The organism is Erwinia tasmaniensis Et1/99, from assembly GCF_000026185.1.
GTDB lineage: Bacteria > Pseudomonadota > Gammaproteobacteria > Enterobacterales > Enterobacteriaceae > Erwinia > Erwinia tasmaniensis.
Genome location: NC_010694.1, coordinates 2,100,899 through 2,122,404, shown reverse-complemented (window position 1 = coordinate 2,122,404; position 21,506 = coordinate 2,100,899). Strand labels below are relative to the sequence as shown.

Here is a 21,506-nt window from a genome sequence, read left to right as displayed (position 1 = left end):
TTCACCTTGTTTTTATGTTGCCGGATGCCTGTCAGAACCAGGTTTCCATCTGTACGCCAAAGTTCCACTGACCACCGGCACCGAATCCGCTGCTGCCGAAGGCGTCATCACTGGCATAGCGATCGAGAGAGCTGTTCCAGTCCATCCAGCTGGCAAAGAGACGAATTTCAGGACGGGTAAAGAAGTCGCCGATATCTGCAACTTTAAAGGTTGGGGCGAAGGTGAGCTTCCAGAAACTGCCGGAGACCGCCTCACGCTGCTTGTAACCCTGCGGGTCGAGATCCATATACTGGTAGCTTCCCTCGTAGGCCAGCGCGAAGTTCTGGTTAATCGCCTGGATAAAGCGCGCGTTGACGGTCGCCCAGCGATAGTGGTCACCGGCGGCGTAACGATCGCTGCTGTTTTGCGCCAGCACGGCCGGAGCAAAGCTCCACGTTTTATTGATCGGCGTGACACCGTAACTTGCAAGGCGCCATGTTTCTGCCTGCTGCGTCAGATTACCGTCCGAGCCAACGCCTTTGACCTCAGCACCGAGACCGTGACCATAAAGCAGGGCGGTTTTAGCCGTACCCTCACGCAGCCCCCAGAAACTGTCGTTATGCAGCGCCAGCATGGCATGAACGCCGCTGTCGCCGGCATTATGGTTCTCACGGCTCTTATTCACGCGCTGGTCGTTATCTTTCGCGCGCAGACCGCTGACCATCAGCTGTAACGGGCCGGCAAAGTTATTGCTGGTGACGATATAGTTCTGAATGGTGTTATCAATCGTTTCGATATCGCCGAAGTTACGTCCGTACAGCGAGAAGTTACTTTTCAGCCCATTCTGCCACTGCACGTCGTAGATACCGCCGCCCGTACCGGCAAGGAACACCACGTCCGAATCGAGCCAGTGGATATCGAAATTATCGCGGTCGAAACGTTTACCCGCCCACAGGGTACTGTTGGCAAACACGCCGTTAAAGGTAGGCAGGCTGCCCAATTCGACGAAAGCCTGGCGAATGTTCAGCTCGCTGGTACTGCCGGTCCAGTCGTTATAGTCACGCTGGCCATCAGCAAGCATCACTTTGAAGCGGGTAGTGGCGCCGTTGGCCAGGCGCTGCTTGTGCTCAAGGTTAAGCTCAACGTAGGTATTATTCTCGTTGCCCAGACGGCCAACGGAACCGCCGCTTTCTCCGGCTGGCGTCAGATACGGGCCGCTTTGCGTGCCAGCAGCCGAATCGTTCATTATCAGGCCGGACCGCGCATAGCCATGAAACTCGAACCCTTCGCTGGCCTCTGTAGCCGGGGCGGGAGCCGCGGCAACGGCCGCAGAGGACGCAGAGGACGTCGTGCTGACGGGGGCCGGGACGGCGGCAACGGGTTCTGCTTTGGGCTGCCGCGTCTGTGTTTCCAGGCGGGCAACCTGCTGCTCGGCCTCACTGGCGCGTGTTTCGGCCTGTGCAGCGCGTTTTTCAGCCTTCTGCAGTCGTTGCTCCATTGCTACCAGGCGGGCTTCCAGGCTATCCAGGGTCGGTGCGGCATAGCCGATAGCCGGCGTGCCAAGAGCAAGGGCTATGGCAAGATTAATCAGATGAGGTTTGTTCATTTAACGCTTTCCCAGAGTGATGGTTTTATTGTTTTGCTAAACCGGTTCGTCAGGAGATTAAGCGAAATGAATCAGGCTATTCAATCAGATTTATGATCATGGATGACGAAGTGTGACCGGGTTGGCAATTATCCCGTATGACTTCGGGCGGCAGGTGCGCGTAACGCCTTCCTACAGCCCGAATAATTTGGCAAGCCGCTACGGTTTGAAGCGGTCAAGATCGGTGGCGTAAGGCAGAGCGGTCATTGCCCCTTTAGCCGTAGTGGCTGCTGCACCACTGCTCTGTGCCTGCTGTACGGCAAACTCCAGTCGTTGCGGCTCAAGCGGATTAGCTTCGAGGGCCAGCGCCGCCAGCAGTCCGGCGACAAAAGCATCGCCGGCGCCGGTGGTATCGACCACTTTCACCGTTGGGGCATCGAAGTGCTGCAGGTTCCCCGAATGCCAGACGGTGACGCCCTTGCTACCACACGTCACCAACAGCAGCGCGGGCTGATAGCGGCTGGTGAAATAATCGATCCTCTGTTCCAGCGTCGGCTGGTCGGTCAGGGAATACAGTTCATCCTCGGAGAGTTTGATGATGTCCGCCAGGCTGAACGCCTCGGCCACGACTCGCGCCATTTCATCAGCGTCTTGCCACAGATCGGAGCGCAGGTTGGGGTCGAAACTGACCCAGCCACCGGCTTGCCTGACCGCCTGCATGGCCTGAAACGCCGCGCCGCGCGAGGGTTCAGCGCTCAAGGCAATGGAACACAGGTGCAGACCTTCGCCGCGGGCAAACGTCGGCAGGCGGTCCACGCTTAAAGAGAGATCGGCGGAGGGGCGAACCATAAAGGTAAAGTGGCGTTCGCCTTCGGTATCCAGCGACACCAGAACCGTCGAGGTACGCTCGCCCGCGGCGCTATACATGGACGAGATGTCAACACCCTCACGCTGCAAGGTCTGCTGTAAAAACTCGCCGAACGGATCGTCACCCACGCAGCCGATAAAAGCGCTGCTCCCCCCCAGCCGGGCGATACCGACCGCCACGTTAGCCGGCGCGCCGCCGGGGCATTTCAGCAGATGGCTTTCCTGTTCCGGTAACAGATCGACGACCGCATCGCCCAGTACCCAAATTTTTTGTTGCATCGTATTAATCCTGAAATGAAGTTTCCCCGTACGCTAAACTGGTTTAGCATAAAAATCAAAGCTCTTTTGTGCCATCAAAACCTGCTCCAGGCCAGTACAGACAGGGGTTCTCTGATGAGGATAAAAAGCATCGGGAAAAACTTTTTCTACTTTTGTGATCGGAATCAACCTTGATTGCACGGCAGGAAATGAATAAGGTCATCAATAATGTAAATTTCTGCTGAAGATAAGGTCACACAGGGAAAGTGAAACCAATGATTCAGGCAGCGATGTAAGAGGTGGCAATGCTCACAAGAGATTTTTTATTAAAAGCAGACTGTAAAACCGCTTTTGGTGATATTGAAGAATCGCTGTTATGGAGTGTAGACCAGCGCGCCGCTTCGCTTGCGGCAACGCTCGCCTCTCGTCCTGACAGCAGCTCCATATGGGTATTTGGCTATGGCTCCCTGATGTGGAACCCCGTGTTTGTCGCGGATGAAGTGGCGTCAGGAACGCTACAGGGCTGGCATCGAGCATTCTGCCTGCGGTTGACCGTTGGCCGCGGCACCGCCACTCGGCCCGGAAGGATGCTGGCGCTGAAAGAGGGGGGACAGACCGGCGGGCTGGCGTTTCGTTTGCCGGAGGATAAGCTGCATGAAGAGCTGCAGCTGCTGTGGAAGCGTGAGATGATCACCGGATGCTATTTGCCTACCTGGTGCCACCTTACCCTGGACGACGGCCGCACGGTGTGTGCGCTGGCATTTGTTATGGATCCCCGTCATGTCTTGTATGAAGCAGACTCCTGCGCGCAAACCATCGCGCCGCTGATTGCCCAAGCGCAGGGCCCGCTGGGAACCAATGCACAATATCTGTTTTCGCTTGAGCAGGAGCTGAAGCAGCGCGGGATGTTTGATGACGGTCTGAGCGAACTGGTGCAGCGAGTGCGGGAATTGCAGCAGAGCCAGCAGGGGTGTGCAGGGTAGCATAACGACTCCGCTTTTTTTCGTCAAAGGTCGGGCAATGCCGCCCCAGTTATCAGTCTCCCCGCCGAGACTGGCCCAGCGCTCACGCTTTTTAGCGTCCGTATTTATACGAAGCCGTCACACCACCGTCAATCAGGATATCGCTGCCACTGATATAGGTTCCGTTTGGCTCAAAAAGAAACTCGGCTAATGCGCCAATTTCGTCGGACGTCCCCCCCCGTCCAGCCGGAGATTTTTCAAGCATGTTGCGGTAAAACTCACCGCGTTCAGGGCTGCTGAGTTCATCATAGGCCAGCGGAGTGAAGATAATCCCGCGCTGATACCATTGACTCTGGCATGGCGCTCTCCCCATCTTACTGCTTCTGCCATCACGCGCAGTGCATTTCCCCGTTTAGAGATCTGGTAAGCATATGAACTGTCGTTAATGTTTTTCATCAACGGTAAATTCAGTAACTCTTCAGGTGTTGCCGTTGCCAGGGCATCCGCCTGGACTGTGAAAGCGCATCAATATTGAGGCGATGGCTGGATTGTGACCCGATAATCCCAGCAGAGCCGCCTTTCGCTATCACCCGGCCAAACATAACGTTCTTCATATCGATTCCTCAAGGGTGTCAATCACAGGATTTTTTCAGGGGGGGAGCCCATCACCGAATGGCGTCAGGTAAGCGCGTGAGAGCCTGGCACCCGCCGCACGAGGTTGAATTCCAGGTGAAACGCATAACGCGCAGCGAGCGGAACGCCGTTTCGCTGTCGAAGAGAGGGGGAATTCAAGGGTGCCTGCTGCAAAGAGGCAGCCGGTGCAGACGGCTAGTCAAACATTGGAGGATAAAAGCCTTGATGACCGGGCTGCGAACCTGCCGTTGGGTGGAACAGTTGTGCAAACAGTCGTGCGGTCAAAATGCCGCTGTGTATATGGGTCATCAGCGGATAACGATCGCTCTGGTTTGTCCACCAGTAGCTGGTGTACAGCGCCGGGTCAAAACGACTGGCCACCTCATTCCACGCCAAGGTACAGGGCCGATCGTTATAGCCGAGGACGTCTAAAATATCAGAGCGTACGATATCCGGCAGGGGCAGGGGGGCGATGCCGCGTATTGCCTGGTCCAGCCAGTCAACGCTGTGGCGTTCCTCCACCGCCTGATAAAGGATAGCGCCCAGCTCCTGAAACCAGTCACCGGCAATGTTCAACTGTGCGGGATGCCACTCTTTCAGCGGAATACTCTTCACCGCCAGTAAAGGGCATGCGCGCCCCACGCGGTCGCGCGAAGGCATCAGGCAGCCAATTTGCACACGCTGCACGCCGAGCGTGGCCGGCAGAACGAAATTCCATATCGGGGCCTGGCAAAATGATTCATTGTGACCGTCGTGCTCAAGATGCCAGCCCATCAGTCCGGTCTGAAACCAGGTTGCCCAGCTTTGGACGGCGTTTTCCGGCATCCCTTCCTGAAGAAAATCTCCCGCAGTGGGCAATTTACCGTACCACCCCAGGCTGTATTTCGTTGCCATAATAATGACCTTTTAATAGTGCGCGACGTCAGTCCGCAAGGTTAAATGAGTGGCAACGACGGCGGGTGTGCCTGAAGCGGATGGCATCCCGGCATTATCCAGATTTGAGGCGAGTTTTTTCATCATCAGTGCATTATCAGGTCTGTAAGGTGAGCCGAGGATCTGACGATCGAGTAACTGGATCAGATGCCAGTTCAGCTGCTGGAGCTGGCGGGCATTGACGTCCGAAGGTTGAGTGTGCCGCAGATTCTGCAACAGCCAGCTGCGAAGAAATTCACCATCATAGCTGCGCGGCTGATAGAGCATCTGGTAGGCGCGTAACGCATTGCGGCTGTACAGGGGATCGCCTCCCTGATCGTCATGCAGGATCTTCGTGATGGTTTGAGCCACGCGCGGCAGCAGTAATGATTGCAGGGCGGCCTGATACAGGCCCCAGCTTGCACGGCCAATCTGATCGCCACGATAGAGCCCGCCGCGCAGGCTTAGCGGAGGCGCATCGAAGGCAAACAGATTGCTTTGCGGTAACCTGACCAGATCGTTCAGGAAGGGCAACAGTGCGAGCATGTCTCCGCTTTTGTCGTCCATCAGCCTGCCTGCCTGCCGGGTCACAGCGGGAAGACGTTCGGAGACCTGATGCAAATAGCGCTGGTTTTTTTCATAGCCGACCAGCCATAGTGCGGATGCCCCCAACAGCGCCAGGCCCATGACGCTATAGCCAATCCAGTGCAGGATACGGTTACGATGTTCCCAGGATCGATCGCTTCCCGCCAGCCGACTTTCTGGGAAGACAACATCGTTGAGCATACCGTGAATAAAGAAACTCTTGCCTTTGTTTGCCGGGATAGGCGCGCTACGGTTGACGCTGTCCCAGCTGGAAATGGGCTGTCGCTGAACATGCGGAAGCTGCAGTTTGCGCGACAGCTCGCCCATCACCCGGTCAAAAGGTAAACCTTCCTGGGTCGCGCTGGTAAAAAACACACCGCGTGCCGCCCAGGGGATCTCGCCCTGTTGCGTTGAGAAAACAACACCGAGAAATTCCGCCAAAAGAGGGCGTAGGGCGCTGAACTCTTGCGGAAACTGGAAACATTCGGCGCGCAGGGTTAGATCGGTTTCTTGGGCCATCTTTTCTGCCAGGCTTGGCATCAGTCCAGCCGATAGCCGGCAAAATTCGCGATCGAACACGGCATCAAGGCGGTTTTCTCCCTGACTTACCGCGGGCCAGGGAAAGACAAAGCCCCACAGCTGCTGACGACGACTTTTTTCCAACGCGCTGAAATAGCGCATAAAGCCTTTGAGTAAATCCGTTTTGGTTACCATTACGTAGACAGGGAAATGAATACCCGTCAGCTGATGTAGTTCAGCCATGCGGCTGCGCAGCGCGTCGGCCTGGGCGCGGCGTACGTCAGCCGGATTGCTGAGCAGGTCGGCGACGCTGATCGTCATAATGACACCATTGATCGGCTGACGCGGACGATAGCGCTTCAACAGGGTGATAAACGTCTGCCATTCGCTGGCATCGCGCGCGCGCTGACTTTCTTGCAAAGTGTAACGACCGGCGGTATCCAGCAGAACACCCTGCCGGGTGAACCACCAGTCACAGTGACGCGTTCCACCCACGCCGCGTAGCGCCGTTTTGCCAAACTGGTCGCCGAGCGGAAACTCTAACCCGGAGTTAATCAGTGCGGTGGTTTTTCCCGCTCCCGGAGCCCCGACAATCAGATACCAGGGAAGTTGATAGAGATACTGGCTACCGAAACGCGGCAACAGGCCTCTCCGTCGGGCAAACTGGGTTTTCTTCAAAACCTGCGTGGCTTCGTTAAAGCGATTATTGAGCATCTCGCCCGCAGCCTGACGCTGTGCGTTGTCAGGATTGTCGGACTGCATCCGGGTGAGCAGCCTGCTGTTAAACCAGGCGCGACAGAGCCCAGGGATAACCAGCAGCAGCAGCCACAGCAGCCAAATCACGCCGATAATCAGCCTGCGGTTCGGCGCAGTGCTCAGGATGTGGGTGTAGGCGGGCGAGAGCAGCGGTCCGGCCAGCCAGATAAGCGCTGACAGGAGCATCACACCAGTCAGTTCCCATCCTATTCTTCTGGAGAACAGTGTAACAAAGGTAAGCGGCATCAGTGGTTTCCCGCAGCATGGCTGCAATCGTCTTTTTCAGATGAGGCAAACAGGGTTATTTCGACACGACGATTGCGCGCGCGATTTTCCGCACTGTTGTTTGGCACTCGTCCCCGGCTGTCGCCACGTCCCTCGGCGCGCACGGTAATACAGGGGTGGGCGATTAGCTGCACCATCATGTTGCTGATGGCCTCCGCCTGGGCAGCAGAATAGGCGTAGGTCGAGGTAAAAGGACTGGAATGAGGCAGTCGGTTGTCGGTGTAAACGCCGATAAGAAGAGTTCCTTTGCGTGATTCCATCGCGCTGGCGACACGCGCAACCAGCGCACGTCCTTCCGGGGTCAGTGCCGCGCCCTGGTAAGTAAACAGCGAGTCGGCCGGCAGGATAATTTTATTGCCGTAGTCGCCGTCGGTGACGTCGAGCCGGTGCGAGCCGATTAGGTCGCTCAGGCGTTGGCGCAGGTCGAACAGATCCTGAGGCGCGGCCGTACGCTGCCCGCCGGGCAGCTGCGGCAGCGGCGTTTGCCAGATTTGCTGCAGCAGCGGCTCGGCGGAGCGGCCCAGCTGCCAGTTCAGCGCGGTAAAGATCGTACAGCCGATAAGCGCCGTCACGCAGAGACAGGCCCAGAGTGGAACGGGTGGGCGCCACGGCGCGCAGTGGAGCGCAACGTCGCAAGCCTGCGGCAAATCGGCAGCGGGTTCGGTACGCACATTCTGAATAAGTTTGCCCAGGCGGCTACGCACCGCATCACGCTGTAAGCGGCCATTGTCCATATTGCGATAGCGCCCTTCATACCCCAGCAGCAGGCAATAGTGTATGACTTCAAGCAAGAATAGGTGTTTTGACGGGTTTTGCGAAATGCGCGTCAGGAGTTGGAAGACTTTGTCTCCACCCCAGCTTTCATTATGAAAAGTGACGAGCAGGCCGTTGCCAGACCAGACGCTGCGGCCCCCCCAGGGGGTTTGCGAGGCGGCTTCATCCAGCACCGCGCACAGGCAATAACGCGCGCCAACCATCGTTTCAAAAGAGAGCTCCATCCGCTTACAGCGGGCTTCAAATTGACCTACTTCACCGATCAGCTGGTGGCGTAAACCCGCCGGGTCGTCATGAGTTGCCGCCAGACGGATCTGAACAATGGCATTTAACAAAGGTAAAGCGGCAGCGAGCAGGAGATTATCCGGGCTGACAGGCGAAACTGGATTTGCGGGAGATTCCAACGTCATCAGGGTCTAATTTTCTCAACGGTGTGCCTGTTGGCAAAAAGTCATTCATGGTCGAATGTGACTTGCAGCACTTACTGCCCTCCCTGGCAACCTGCATTGTGTGGCTGGCAGCGATCGTCATGGCCCGCATTACAAGAGGGAATTTCTCTCCCCCTTAAAAAATCATCTGTCCTGATGATGGCAGGCGTAAGACGGCCGCAGCAACCTTCCACCGCGCAAGACCTCTGTTAAAAGGTCAGACGCAAAATGGATAAAAACCGTTCTGTTTACATAAAGATAAATCCGTAAGTCAGTCTACCTGACGCTTTTGGGAATGCAAACCATTGCGGTGGCATGATGAACCTGTTAGCCGCGCCAGACGCTCCGCCGACGCCCCCTACGGCGGTAAAACGGCAATTTGTTGGCGCGCAGGTTCAATGATTCCGAATTTGCGCCCGTTTGCCCACGGCCCTGCCGTTTGTGTTACTGTTATCTTTCTGGTTTTGTGATGAAACTCTCTCTTACGCCGTAAAAAAAGTGTTGTCAGCTAAGTTATGAGCCCATTCTACCGCTGTCCGTTCCTCTCTTACCTGCCGCTGGCCTTATTGGCTTTGAGCGGCTTCCCTTCCGGTGACGCCTGGGCTTTCACCCGGCAAACGCCTGTACCCGATGCACCTTTCGCCGATCCTGCGCGCTTCAGAGACATGCAGCAGCACTTACCCGAACTGGGCAAGACCAGCGATAACGGTCAGCTGGAGAAAAAAATTGCCGAAGCCGCCAAAAGCATTGGCGAGGCCAGCATGAACAGCGGCAGTGACAGATCGCTACGTGAAGAGGCCGGGATCTGGGCCTTTAATCATTTTCGTGACGTGGCAAAGCAGCGTGCGGCCAGTGAAGGCGAGCAGTTACTGTCTCCTTATGGTCGAGCCAGCGTTTCGCTGGCGCTATCCGATGACGGCAGCTTTAACGGTACTTCGGCACAGCTGCTGACGCCCTGGCAGGATAACTATCAATATTTGACCTTCAGCCAGCTGGGCATTGAACAAAGTGAATATGGCACGGTGGGCAACGCGGGGCTTGGGCAACGGTGGATAGCCGGTAGCTGGCGCGTGGGTTATAACGCTTTTGTCGACGGCCTGCTGGGGTCGGACAGACAGCGTGGATCGCTGGGGGCGGAGGCATGGGGGGAGTATCTCCGCCTTTCCGCCAACTACTATCACCCGCTATCAGGCTGGCGTAACCGGAGCAACAGTTCGCAGATGCGTATGGCGCGAGGCTATGACATCACTACGCGCGGCTATCTGCCGTTTTATCATCAGCTGGGGGTCACGCTGAGCTATGAGCAGTATCTGGGAGATCGTATCGATCTGTTTAACAGCGGCAATGCGGTGGCAGATCCATCAGCGGTGTCGCTTGGCATAAATTATACGCCCGTGCCTCTGTTTACGCTGGCCGCCAGCCGTAAAGAAGGGGAAGGTGGTGAGTCGCAGAACCAGTTCACGCTGAAGATGAATTACCGTATCGGCGTGCCGCTTCGCCAGCAGCTATCATCAGATAATGTAGCCGAAGCACGGTCATTGAGCGGCAGCCGCTATGATAGCGTGAACCGCGATAATTCACCGGTGATGGCATTTCGCCAGCTAAAAACGCTATCGGTATTCCTTGCCACACCACCGTGGCAGCTCCAGCCTGGTGAGACGCTACGGTTAAAATTACAGATCGCCAACAAAAATACCATCAAGGCCGTCAGCTGGCAGGGTGATACCCAGGCGCTGAGCCTGACACCGCCACCGGACAATAGCGACCCGCAGGGCTGGAGTATCATTATTCCTGCCTGGGATAGTCAGCAGGGGGCCAGCAATGCCTGGCACCTGTCGGTGACCCTCGAAGACAGCCAACAACAAAGGGTGACCTCGAACTGGATTACGCTGAAGCTGTCACCCCCGATCGGCTTACCGGGCCTGGACTCGGAGAGTTTGAATTTTACAGACTCCTGAAGTGGGATGAGAAGATGGTTTGTAATTCAAGAAGTTTGTCAATATGAGCCGCGCAAATATATGTGACAAAGCTCGCAAAAAACCACTTCTCATGCGCGGGGATTTTCTGCACAATCAGCGAAAAATCCCACTCGTCTGCCAATCATGATAATCCGTCCTCCTAGTCACTGGTTTTTACGCCTGTTCGCCTGGCATGGCTCCGTTCTGCCCGGCATCTGGTTCCGCCTGATGCTTAACCTTTTGATGTCATTAATCGCCATTATGTGTCTCGACTGGTATGAAACGCTGGGCATTAAGCTGACGCTGGCCCCCTTCAGTTTACTCGGGGTATCCATTGCGGTGTTTCTGGGTTTCCGCAACAGCGTCTGTTTTGGCCGCTATATTGAAGCGCGTATGTTCTGGGGAAATTTGCTTATCGCCTGTCGTACCCTGCAACGGCAGGCACTGGCTATCTCACCCGCCGATGCGCCACGGGTGACCGCACTGCTGCTGGCTTTTTGCTACAGTCTGAAGCACCAGCTGCGCCACAGCGATGCTCGTGCTGATTTACAGCGCTATCTCGGGGATGAGGCGGAAGACGTGCTGAAACGCCGCTCGCCCGCCAACTATATTGAGCTGCAATTGTCACAGTGGCTTGCCGAACAGCGTCGGCGCGGCAACCTGAGCGATATTCTATATGCCCATATGGACAGCAATATCCATCAACTGTCACAAGTGTTGGGGGGATGCGAGCGGTTGGCGAGTATGCCGGTGCCCTTTGCTTACGGTCTGCTCCTGCATCGCACCGTGTATCTGTTCTGTACGCTGTTGCCGTTCGCTCTGGTGCCCGATCTGCACTATATGACCCCGCTGGTATCGGTGTTTATCTCCTACACCTTTTTATCCCTTGATACGCTGGCCGAGGAGCTGGAGATGCCGTTTGGTCTGGCCAAAAATCATCTTCCGCTGGATGCGTTATGCACCACGATAGAAATCAATCTGCGCGAAATGAATCTTGAGCAGGATCTGCCGGACACGCCGCGGCCAGATTCGTGTTATCGACTGACCTGACAGAACAGAGGCGTCAGGGTGAGTGAGGGCAGGATAGCCAGCAGCCTGCCGTCATCAGCACAGGCTGACCTTTGGCCAGCCTGTTAACCGCCGCGTTTTATCAGAACTGATAGTTTACGCCGAGGCCGGTGACATCATCGCTGGACAACCCGAGCGGGTTCGTCTTTTTCAGCAGATTGAATTTGTACTCTGCATACACCATGAAGTTTTTATTGAAGTAGTAGTAGGTGCCCGCAGAAATATATTTGAAAATATCCGCTTCGCCTTTGTTCTCAATATCCTTACCGCGCGAGCTGACATAGGCGAGAGAAGGGCGCAAGCCGTTCAGGAACTGATATTGTGCGACCGCTTCAAAATTCACCGCTTTATTGGCAAAGCCGCCGGAAATTGGCGTTGCGTTATGGGTGTTACCGTACATGGCCGCCAGATAAATCTGGTCGGCGTCATATTTGACCGCCGTAGCCCAATGCTCTGCCCGCTCGCCTTTACCGTAGCTGGCGCGGTTTTGAGTCTCTGTACGGCCGAGGTTGGCATAGGTGCCCGACACGCCGAATCCTGAATCCCCCGTCCAGCTGACGGAAGTCGCATAGCCATCACCATTGGAACGGCGCACGGCCACGTCACCGGTACGATCGTTTTTACCCTCATACTGCAAAGCGATATTGAGTCCTTTCACCAGCCCGAAGAAATTATTGTTGCGCCAGGTGGCTACCCCGGTAGCTCGCCCCGAAAGGAACACGTCCGTGTTGCCAGAGTCACCGCCAAACTTAGGCAGCATATCCGTCCATGCCAGCACGTCATAGACCAGGCCGTAATTGCGGCCATAGTCGATTGAACCCCATTTTCCGTATTTAAGGCCGGCAAAACCGAGACGGGTTTTATCACCACTGACCGCATCGCTGCCTTCGGATTTGTTCAGCTGAAACTGATACTGCCACTGTCCGTAGCCGGTGAACGATTCGCCGAGCACCGTTTCACCCTTAAAGCCCAGGCGCGCGTATGAGGCGTCCACATTGTTGCTGTCGTCGTTAGAAAGCACGCGTCCCGCGTTGATCCTGCCGTTTAAATCGAGTTTGTTACCGCTGCTATTATAAATCTCTGCCGCCCCAACGCTGGTAGACGCCAGTAAAGCGGTTAAGGCTAGTACTAAGGAACTGCGCTTCATCATTAAATAACCCCTGTTTCTGCATTATTATGTTTTTAACTAAACGTGCGCTATTGAAAATGACATAAACAAGTGTTTCTTAAAAACCTATTACTTGTAACAAATTATTTCATTGGGGTTTTGGTTGATTTTAGGCGTTTTTTTATTCAATTTAAAACGGCAATTTTTTGCGTTTAATACGAAAAATCTAATATGTCATATGATTGCATTCGAAATTATTTAATTAAAATCAACAAGATGAAATTTTAATATCTTTTTTTAACGTTATGCGAATATAACCTGTTCTTATCTGTATTTTATCTTTCGCCTGATTTTTGCACAAAATTATCTTCGGTCGATTTTAAAGCAAATTCATCTTTTGTTAATACCTGGTGTCCATATGTAATCAGTGGGATTCGACAGCATTTAATTAACTTAATGATAAATAATCAGCGCCGGGATCATAGGTAGCGCGGCAATATTTTCTGGCTGCATCGCGATGGTGAGCCATGTTAGTGCGTGTGACACATTCTGGCGCATCGGGTGACTGTCGTTTATCACGCCTTTTAGCCAGCGATCACAGATTCAAGATTTATTTTATAAATGCATAACTGTGCTTTTTACCGGGCTTATTAACCACGCCAATCGGATTGTTATTCACTTTTTATGCATTAACTATGAATATGATTTTTACCTAACCTATTGATTGTTGGTGTTTGTGGCCGATTTATGCATTTTTTTCTCTGGATGGCACGCGGTGTGCAATCTACAGTACAGCAGTAAATGAATCATCTTTTTAACGTTAATGAAACCTTTTATTTACTTCGCCGTTGGCGGAGGTGCTAAAAACAGAGGCCACTATGCAGCGACCGGTTACCCGTCAAGATTTCGACCAATGGATTGTACCTACCTATGCCCCGGCGAATTTCGTTCCAGTAAAGGCCGAAGGCTCGACCTTATGGGATCAGCAGGGAAGGTCGTATATCGACTTTGCCGGTGGGATTGCGGTGAACGCGCTCGGACACGCGCACCCTGAACTGCAGCTGGCACTCCAGCAGCAGGCGGCGAAACTCTGGCATACCGGTAATGGTTATACCAACGAACCTGTGCTACGTCTGGCTAAGCAGCTCATTGATGCCACCTTTGCTGACCGGGTGTTCTTCTGTAATTCGGGTGCCGAAGCCAATGAGGCAGCCCTCAAGCTGGCACGTAAAGCGGCAGTCGACCGGGGCTTCACGCAGAAAAATGGCATCGTGGCATTTGACCACGCGTTTCACGGACGCACCCTGTTTACCGTGTCTGCCGGGGGCCAGCCCGCCTATTCAAAGGATTTTGCCCCGCTACCGGCTGGTATCGCTCATGCTCCTTATAATGATTTGGCCGCGGCGGCAGCGCTGATCACGCCGCAAACCTGTGCGGTCATCGTCGAACCTGTTCAGGGGGAGGGGGGGGTTAATCCCGCCACCCCGACGTTCCTGCAAGGACTGCGTGAACTGTGCGATCGCCACGGTGCCTTGCTGATCTTTGATGAAGTTCAAAGTGGCGTAGGCCGTACGGGGTCGCTTTACGCCTATATGCACTACGGCGTGACGCCTGACGTGTTAACCACGGCGAAAGCGCTCGGCGGCGGCTTCCCGATGGGCGCAATGCTGACCACTGAATCATTGGCCGCGCATCTTAATGTGGGCAGCCACGGCACAACCTATGGCGGCAACCCGTTGGCGGGTGCGGTGGGCGGTAAAGTGCTGGAACTGGTCAACCGCCCTGAAGTCCTCGCCGGGGTTAAAGAGCGCCATCAGTGGTTCGTGGAGGCGCTGCAGGCGATGGATCAGCGCCTGAAGATGTTCAAAGAAATCAGGGGGCTTGGGTTGCTGATAGGCTGTGAACTGAACCAGAACTACCGTGGCAAGGCAAAACTGATTAACCAGCTCGCCGCGCGTGAAGGGCTAATGATACTGATTGCCGGAGCGGATATTGTTCGTTTTGCGCCATCGTTGATCATCACACAACCTGAGGTGCAGGAAGGGTTGGTGCGCTTTGAAAGAGCCTGCCGCGCCGTTGCCGAAGGAGCCAGCATATGATGTATATCCGCCCCGTGGAACGAAACGACCTGACCCAGCTGCTTTTTCTCGCGGGGAAAACCGGCGGCGGGTTGACCTCGTTGCCTGCCGATCGTGACACGCTGGCGGCGCGTATCGAGCGTTCGCTGTTGACCTTTCAGGGTAAGCTGCCGCTTGCAGAACAGGGGTATGTTTTTGTGCTGGTCGACAGTGAAACGGATCGGGCTTCTGGTATCTGCGCGATTGAAGTGGCGGTGGGATTACAGGATCCCTGGTACAATTTTCGCGTAGGCTCTCAGGTGCATGCTTCGAAGGAACTGAATGTTTATAACATGCTGCCCACGCTGACGTTAAGTAACGATCACACCGGCAGCAGTGAGCTATGTACGTTGTTTCTCGACCCCGATTTCCGAAACGGTAAAAATGGTTATCTGCTGTCAAAATCACGCTTTCTGTTTATGGCTGGCTTTCCACAGCATTTTAAGCAGAAGGTGGTGGCAGAAATGCGTGGGGTGAGTGACCGGCAGGGGTGTTCGCCATTTTGGGACAGCGTAGGCAGCCGCTTTTTCTCTATGTCCTTTACCGACGCGGACTATCTTTGTGGCACCGGGCAGAAAGCCTTTATTGCCGAGCTGATGCCAAAACATCCGCTTTACATCGATTATCTTACGCCGGAAGCGCAGGCCGTTATTGGCCAGGTGCATCCGCAAACGGCTCCAGCGCGTGCCGTTCTGGAATCGGAGGGGTTCGAGTTTCAGAATTATATCGATATCTTTGACGGCGGCCCAACGCTGGAATGTGATATTTCCCGTATTCGAGCCGTGCGTAAAAGTCGCCTGTTGAGGGTGGAAGTCGACGACACGCGGCTGGACTCGCTACCGCCGTGTCTGGTGGCAAATGAAAATTATCAACGCTTCCGTGTGATGATCCTACCCGCCGATCCCGGTGGTGACAGCATCAGCATGACGGCAGCAGAGGCGGGAATTTTAGGCTGTCAGCCGGGTGATAACCTGCGCGTGGTCACGCTGTGCCAGGAGGAGAAAAAATCATGACGCACTGTATTAATGGTCAGTGGTTAGCCGGTGAGGGCGAAACGGTGATCAAAACCGACCCGGTTAGCGGTGAAGTGCTGTGGCAAGGCAGAGGGGCAAGCGCAGCGCAGGTTGCTGCTGCCTGTGAAGCGGCGCGCGGCGCGTTCCCGGCCTGGGCCAGGCAGCCCTTTGCTGAACGTCAGGCCATTGTGGAGAAGTTTGCCGCGCTGCTGGACACCAACAGGGTGGAGCTGAGCGAGGCGATCGCCCGCGAGACCGGCAAACCGCGCTGGGAAACGCAAACGGAAGTTCAGGCGATGATCAACAAGGTCGCGATTTCACTGCGCGCTTGGCATGTGCGCTGCCCTGAGCAGGTTGAGGGTGAGAGTTCAGTGCGCCATCGGCCTCATGGGGTCATGGCAGTATTTGGGCCCTATAATTTCCCAGGCCATCTGCCGAATGGCCACATTGTGCCTGCGCTGCTGGCGGGTAACTGTGTGCTCTTCAAACCGAGTGAACTGACGCCGTTAACGGCAGAGATCGCTATGCGGCTATGGAACCATGCCGGACTGCCGCAGGGGGTGCTTCATTTATTGCAGGGCGGGCGGGAGACAGGGCAGGCTTTGGTGCAGCAACCACAGGTCGACGGCATACTGTTTACCGGCAGCGCCGCCACGGGTTACCAGCTGCATCGCCAGCTGGCCGGACAGCCTGAAAAAATGCTGGCGCTGGAAATGGGGGGGAACAATGCGCTGATCGTTGAAGACCCTGACGATATTGATGCTGCGGTGCATATTGCCATTCAGTCCGCCTTTATCAGCGCCGGGCAGCGCTGCACCTGTGCGCGTCGGCTGCTGGTAAGACGCGGAGCGGCAGGCGATGCTTTCCTCGCACGGCTGGCGGCGGTGGCGGCGACCATTCGCGTTGGACGGTGGAACGATGAGCCGCAGCCGTTTATGGGCAGCGTGATCTCCCCGCAGGCTGCGGAAAAAATCTACGCCGAGTGGCAGGCCCGCATCGATGCGGGGGGAAACGTTCTGCTGCCGATGTGCTGGCCGGAACGCAGCAGCGCGCTGTTAACACCGGGTATTATTGACGTGACGGAAGTGCGTGACCTGCCGGATGAGGAAATTTTCGGGCCGTTGCTACAGGTGATGCGCTATGACGATTTTACCCACGCTATTCAACTTGCCAATGACACCCGCTACGGTCTGGCCTGTGGCCTTATTTCACCCCAGCGGGAAAAGTTCGATCGGCTACTGGTTGAGGCGCGCGCCGGGATCGTTAACTGGAACAAACCCTTGACCGGGGCGGCCAGCACGGCACCGTTTGGCGGCGTTGGCGCTTCCGGCAATCACCGGCCCAGCGCCTGGTATGCGGCAGACTATTGCGCATGGCCGATGGCATCGTTGGCTTCGGCCGATTTGAGCCTGCCGGACACACTCTCTCCGGGGCTGGATTTTAGCGTAAATAAGGAGGCTGAATGAGCGCGCGTGAAGTGAATTTCGACGGTTTACCCGGGCTGACTCACCACTACGCCGGACTGTCATTTGGTAACGAAGCCTCGGCGCGTCACCAGCACCAGGTGTCAAATCCGAAACTTGCCGCATTACAGGGGCTGAAAAAGATGAAAACCCTGGCCGACCTCGGTTACGCCCAGGGCGTTATTCCACCCCATGAGCGACCAAACATCGAGGCGCTGCGCCAGCTTGGTTTTAGCGGCAGTGATGCGCAGGTACTGGCGCAGGCCGCAAAGCAGGCCCCAAAGTTGCTCAGCGCCGTCAGTTCTGCTTCGGCGATGTGGGTAGCCAATGCGGCAACGGTTTCGCCTTCTGTCGACAGCAGAGATGGCCGGGTGCATTTGACCGTTGCCAACCTGAACAATAAATACCACCGGTCAATCGAAGCCCCGACCACCGCTGCACTGCTGCGCGCCATTTTCCGAGATGATGAACATTTCAGCGTACACGATGCTTTGCCGCAGGTCGCCCTGTTTGGGGACGAGGGGGCGGCAAATCATAATCGTTTCAGCAACGGGTATGGGGAGCCCGGCGTTCAGCTGTTTGTTTACGGCTGTGCGCAGGCTGGTGGCATCAGGCCGCTTCATTACCCCGCGCGCCAAACGCGAGAGGCCAGCGAGGCGGTCGCCAGGCTGAACCAGCTTGACGCCGCGCGCACGCTGTATGCGCAGCAGGATCCCGTCGTTATTGATGCCGGGGTGTTTCATAATGATGTGATAGCGGTCAGCAACCAGCAAACTCTCTTCTGCCACCAGCGGGCTTTTCTCAATCAGCCCCAGCTGATGGCACGGCTGGCGCAGAAAGTGCCCGGCTTTAACCTGATTGAAGTTCCTGACGAGCGCGTCAGCGTGGCGGATGCCGTGGCGACCTATCTGTTTAACAGTCAGCTGCTTAGCAAAGATAACGGCAAGATGCTGCTGATATTGCCAGAAGAGGCACGCCGACATGCCGGCGTCTGGCGTTGGCTGACGGAAATGGTGGCCGGTGACGGAACGATCGATGAACTTAAGGTGTTAGATCTGCGCGAAAGTATGTGCAATGGCGGTGGGCCGGCCTGTCTGCGGCTGCGGGTCGTGCTCAATGCGCAGCAGCAGGCGGCGGTGAATCCGGCGGTCATGATGAATGAGACGCTGTACGCCACCCTGTGCGGCTGGGTTGAACGCCATTACCGCGATCGCCTGTCGCAGGCCGACCTGGCAGACCCACAATTACTGTCAGAAGGACGAGAAGCACTGGACGAACTCACTAAGCTGCTAGACTTAGGTCATGTTTACCGTTTTCAGCAATAGAGTACGCTTTGTCTCTTCGCACTGAACGGCGATTTAATCTAAGGAGAAAACATGCAGGACTTTCTTCAACTTACCCTATCCGGCGGTCAGCCAGAACAAAAGGAGGGGCGCAACGGCCTGCTCCGCTGGCGCTGGCTGAACGTTGGGATACTTGAGTTGACGCCGCTGCACAGCGTGCCCAGGGCGCTGGTGGTATCCAGCGGCATTCACGGTAACGAGACCGCGCCGGTAGAAATTGTCGAGCAGCTGGTGAATGCCCTGCTGCGCGGCGAACTGGCGCTTCAGGCTCGTCTGCTGGTGATTTATGGCAATCCGGCCGCTCTCCGGCTGAACAGGCGCTATGTGCATGGCGATATGAACCGCATGTTTGGCGGGCGTTGGCAGCAGTATGAGGATTGCCCTGAAGCCCGGCGTGCGTGGATACTCGAACAGGCGATGGATAACTTTTGGCAGGCTGGAGACTATGAGGAGGTGCGCTGGCACCTCGATCTGCATACCGCAATCCGCGGCTCTTATCATGCGCAGTTTGGCGTTTTGCCACAGCGCATGACGCCGTGGCCGGAAGATTTTATGCACTGGCTGGCGTCGGCAGGTCTTGAGGCGTTAGTGTTTCATCGTGCAACGGGGGGGACCTTCACCAATTACAGCAGTCGACATTTCCAGGCCGCCAGCTGTACCCTGGAGCTGGGAACGGCGCTGCCTTTTGGCCACAACGATCTTACCCAGTTTGCAGCCGTACGGCTGGCGCTGCGGCAGCTGATCGCCGGTGGGGAAAATATCCCCGCAGCCGCGCAGCCGCGTCGCTACCGGGTGTCGCAGCAAATCACCCGACGCTCTGACCGCTTCGTGCTGCATATGAGTGATGAGGTACTGAACTTTACCGCTTTTCCCCAGGGAACCCTGCTGGCAGAGGACGGTGAAGATCGCGTCTATGTTCAGCAAGCACGGGAGTACGTTTTATTTCCCAATCCGAATGTCGCAACCGGCTTACGCGCGGGGCTGATGCTGGTGGAGGATAATGTGCATAATAAAGCGCTGTGATCGGCGTGCAACTTAGTGGGTATGGGCAGGGCATGTGGCCGGGGCGGGCGGCATGTTTCTCTCATACCGCCGTTGCTGAGAAAGTCAGGCGATGCGTCAGGCCGGCGATTATCCTTTCGCTATCCTTTCAAATCGATTACCTTTCTACAAAAAATTGCCATAACCCCCTGTCAGAAAATACTTGTTTGCAATTCCTCACTAAAACCTTCGCATTCTCTCCATGATTGGCGGCAAATTGTCTTTTATGCTTTCAAGGCTTTACTCATACTCTGCGTAGTTGACGTTCTGCATCGTAAACTTATTTTCGGTTTCACGATAAATTAACCGTCATAGCACTGAACAAATAAGGACAATATAATGCGTAAATTTACTTCTTTCGTCGTTGCCGCTACCCTGGCCCTCGGTGCTGCAAATATCGTTCATGCTGCGGCAGATAACCTGACGCCTCCGCCATCGGGCGCCGAAAAGACCATGATGCCTGAGCGGCCACACCACGGTGGCCCGCATGAGATGTTTAAAGGACTGGAACTAACCGATGCGCAGAAGCTGCAAATGCGCAGCATCATGAAAGCTGCGCACAAGGACATGAAGCGTCCTTCGGCGGAAGATCGCCGCGCCCTACAGAGCATTATTGCTTCCGACACGTTTGACCGGGCCAAAGCCGAAGCTCAGGCAACGAAGATGTCTGCCAACGGACAGCAGCGCGCGCTGTCGATGATGGAAACGCAGAATAAACTGTATAACGTGTTAACCGCCGAGCAGAAAAAACAGTTTAACCAGAATTTTGAGAAGCGTCTGGCTGAAAAGCCGCATCATCAGGATGGAATGCCGCCAGCGGACGACTAACGGACGCGTCATTAAGCGGACATCGGCGATGTTGTCCACCGGCCTTGCCGGCGGCGGACATCGGCGTTCATGTATCCGGCGGCTTTGGCCGCCATTGTTGTTCTACTAAGCCTTTGGCACCAGCATCACCGGCAGCTTACCTGTCAGCATCGGCTTACAGAGTATTTTATAGCCATCGCTGTCGAATCCCGGCGTTGTGCTGCACAGCGACCTGGCATCTTCCAGTTTGTTCACCGAACCCAGATAAAGCCAGTTGTTGATGATGTGATACTGGGTTTGTCCCGTCCTTTGCTCCAGAAGCGCAACCGCATCAGGCCACGGCCAGCATTGTAAGCGAACCGCCTCCAGCGCCGATATCAGGCGCTGCTGATGCTCATGCTCCGATTCATTCCCGCAGCAGGCTCCGGCGCAGCGCTTCAGGGCAAAACGGAAGCATGCGCCGCCCGAGCGCAGCTTTTCCAGCCCCAACAGGGGGTAACAGAGTCGTTGCTCGTCGGCAATTTTTTGCAGGGTTTCAAGCGCCGCCCGGCGATGGGCGTACAGGCCATAAAGGCCAGCCGTTGAGGAGAAATCCACGTCTTTCGCATACACCACCTGGGGAGTGCCCGCGGTGATTTGTAGTGAGCACAGCTGGCGATTTTTACGCAGCCGTTTATTAAACAGCGGCTGCTGAAGTTTGATCATCTGCGCTTCCAGCAGTAGCGCGCCCAGTTCCCCTGCCGTAGGGATAAAGCTGATGCGGGTAGCCTGGCGCAGCATACGCGCCTCATCGGCGGTGCGCAGGTGTGACAGCACCCGGCTGCGGATATTGACGCTTTTCCCAATATACAGCGGCATCGTTTCACTCTCACCGTGAAAAACGTACACCCCCGGCAGCTTAGGCAGCGATTCAAGCCACGGGCGCAGCTGTTCGGGATATTGGTAAATAGCCGCGGCGTCAAATTCAATGCGCGGACTGACAGGTTTTCTGACCACTACTGGCTCCGTTTACTGTTTATCCAAACAGTATAGCAGCAGGTGGCCT

General features: G+C 55.6%; 18 protein-coding genes. 9 read left to right on the top strand and 9 right to left on the bottom strand.

What is annotated here, in order from left to right; genetic code table 11:
- Nucleotides 1–31: 31 nt before the first annotated feature.
- Entirely contained in the window at nucleotides 32–1,585 is a 1,554-nt protein-coding gene (locus ETA_RS10465) for a carbohydrate porin (protein ID WP_012441599.1), read from the bottom strand.
- Nucleotides 1,586–1,783: 198 nt separating this feature from the next.
- Nucleotides 1,784–2,710: an aminoimidazole riboside kinase gene (locus ETA_RS10460; protein WP_012441598.1), complete on the bottom strand. Its 927-nt coding sequence runs from the start codon at nucleotides 2,708–2,710 to the stop codon at nucleotides 1,784–1,786.
- 284 nt (nucleotides 2,711–2,994) lie between these two features.
- On the opposite strand from ETA_RS10460, the gene ETA_RS10455 reads away from it, so the two are divergent.
- Nucleotides 2,995–3,672, top strand: a complete 678-nt coding sequence (locus tag ETA_RS10455; protein WP_012441597.1) for a gamma-glutamylcyclotransferase — start codon at nucleotides 2,995–2,997, stop codon at nucleotides 3,670–3,672.
- 91 nt (nucleotides 3,673–3,763) lie between these two features.
- Here ETA_RS10455 and ETA_RS20705 read toward each other — a convergent pair whose 3' ends face one another.
- The 5 genes from ETA_RS20705 to icmH all read right to left on the bottom strand — a co-directional run bounded on the left by ETA_RS20705 (nucleotide 3,764) and on the right by icmH (nucleotide 8,525).
- Nucleotides 3,764–4,024: an SDR family oxidoreductase gene (locus ETA_RS20705; RefSeq protein WP_012441596.1), complete on the bottom strand. Its 261-nt coding sequence runs from the start codon at nucleotides 4,022–4,024 to the stop codon at nucleotides 3,764–3,766.
- Between the two features lie 94 nt (nucleotides 4,025–4,118).
- Complete coding sequence (locus ETA_RS20700; RefSeq protein ID WP_231853276.1) at nucleotides 4,119–4,265, bottom strand: hypothetical protein; 147 nt, start codon at nucleotides 4,263–4,265, stop codon at nucleotides 4,119–4,121.
- Between the two features lie 214 nt (nucleotides 4,266–4,479).
- On the bottom strand, nucleotides 4,480–5,178 hold the full coding sequence (tagF, locus tag ETA_RS10445; RefSeq protein WP_012441595.1) for a type VI secretion system-associated protein TagF: 699 nt from the start codon (nucleotides 5,176–5,178) through the stop codon (nucleotides 4,480–4,482).
- 12 nt (nucleotides 5,179–5,190) lie between these two features.
- Nucleotides 5,191–7,302, bottom strand: coding sequence for a type VI secretion system membrane subunit TssM (gene tssM / locus ETA_RS10440; protein ID WP_012441594.1), 2,112 nt, complete (start codon nucleotides 7,300–7,302; stop codon nucleotides 5,191–5,193).
- Nucleotides 7,302–8,525, bottom strand: coding sequence for a type IVB secretion system protein IcmH/DotU (gene icmH, locus ETA_RS10435; RefSeq protein ID WP_012441593.1), 1,224 nt, complete (start codon nucleotides 8,523–8,525; stop codon nucleotides 7,302–7,304). Before icmH ends, tssM begins: the two co-directional genes overlap by 1 nt.
- 533 nt (nucleotides 8,526–9,058) lie before the next feature.
- Between icmH and ETA_RS10430 the strand changes: the two genes are divergently transcribed.
- Nucleotides 9,059–10,501, top strand: a complete 1,443-nt coding sequence (locus ETA_RS10430) for a YchO/YchP family invasin (protein WP_012441592.1) — start codon at nucleotides 9,059–9,061, stop codon at nucleotides 10,499–10,501.
- Between the two features lie 144 nt (nucleotides 10,502–10,645).
- On the top strand, nucleotides 10,646–11,551 hold the full coding sequence (locus ETA_RS10425; protein ID WP_012441591.1) for a bestrophin family protein: 906 nt from the start codon (nucleotides 10,646–10,648) through the stop codon (nucleotides 11,549–11,551).
- 100 nt (nucleotides 11,552–11,651) lie between these two features.
- On the opposite strand, the gene ETA_RS10420 is transcribed toward ETA_RS10425, so the two are convergent.
- The gene (locus tag ETA_RS10420; protein WP_042958928.1) at nucleotides 11,652–12,719 is read right to left on the bottom strand and encodes a porin; all 1,068 of its coding nucleotides are present in this window, start codon (nucleotides 12,717–12,719) and stop codon (nucleotides 11,652–11,654) included.
- An 836-nt stretch (nucleotides 12,720–13,555) separates the two neighbouring features.
- Here ETA_RS10420 and ETA_RS10415 point away from each other — a divergent pair.
- The 6 genes from ETA_RS10415 (at nucleotide 13,556) to spy (ending at nucleotide 20,482) form a co-directional block, all read left to right on the top strand.
- A complete protein-coding gene (locus ETA_RS10415; RefSeq protein WP_012441589.1) occupies nucleotides 13,556–14,776 on the top strand; it encodes a bifunctional succinylornithine transaminase/acetylornithine transaminase in 1,221 nt (406 codons plus the stop codon).
- Nucleotides 14,773–15,807 (top strand): arginine N-succinyltransferase, encoded by a 1,035-nt coding sequence (gene astA / locus ETA_RS10410; protein WP_012441588.1) that lies wholly within the window; start codon nucleotides 14,773–14,775, stop codon nucleotides 15,805–15,807. The genes ETA_RS10415 and astA overlap by 4 nt, the downstream gene beginning before the upstream one ends.
- Nucleotides 15,804–17,273: a succinylglutamate-semialdehyde dehydrogenase gene (astD, locus tag ETA_RS10405; protein ID WP_012441587.1), complete on the top strand. Its 1,470-nt coding sequence runs from the start codon at nucleotides 15,804–15,806 to the stop codon at nucleotides 17,271–17,273. The genes astA and astD overlap by 4 nt, the downstream gene beginning before the upstream one ends.
- Nucleotides 17,270–18,595: an N-succinylarginine dihydrolase gene (astB, locus tag ETA_RS10400; protein WP_012441586.1), complete on the top strand. Its 1,326-nt coding sequence runs from the start codon at nucleotides 17,270–17,272 to the stop codon at nucleotides 18,593–18,595. Before astD ends, astB begins: the two co-directional genes overlap by 4 nt.
- 51 nt (nucleotides 18,596–18,646) lie before the next feature.
- A complete protein-coding gene (astE, locus tag ETA_RS10395) occupies nucleotides 18,647–19,636 on the top strand; it encodes a succinylglutamate desuccinylase (RefSeq protein WP_012441585.1) in 990 nt (329 codons plus the stop codon).
- A gap of 357 nt (nucleotides 19,637–19,993) precedes the next feature.
- Nucleotides 19,994–20,482, top strand: coding sequence for an ATP-independent periplasmic protein-refolding chaperone Spy (gene spy, locus ETA_RS10390; protein ID WP_012441583.1), 489 nt, complete (start codon nucleotides 19,994–19,996; stop codon nucleotides 20,480–20,482).
- Nucleotides 20,483–20,587: 105 nt separating this feature from the next.
- Here the strand turns inward: spy and cho are convergent, their stop codons facing one another.
- Nucleotides 20,588–21,457, bottom strand: coding sequence for an excinuclease Cho (gene cho, locus ETA_RS10385; protein WP_012441582.1), 870 nt, complete (start codon nucleotides 21,455–21,457; stop codon nucleotides 20,588–20,590).
- Nucleotides 21,458–21,506 lie beyond the last annotated feature (49 nt).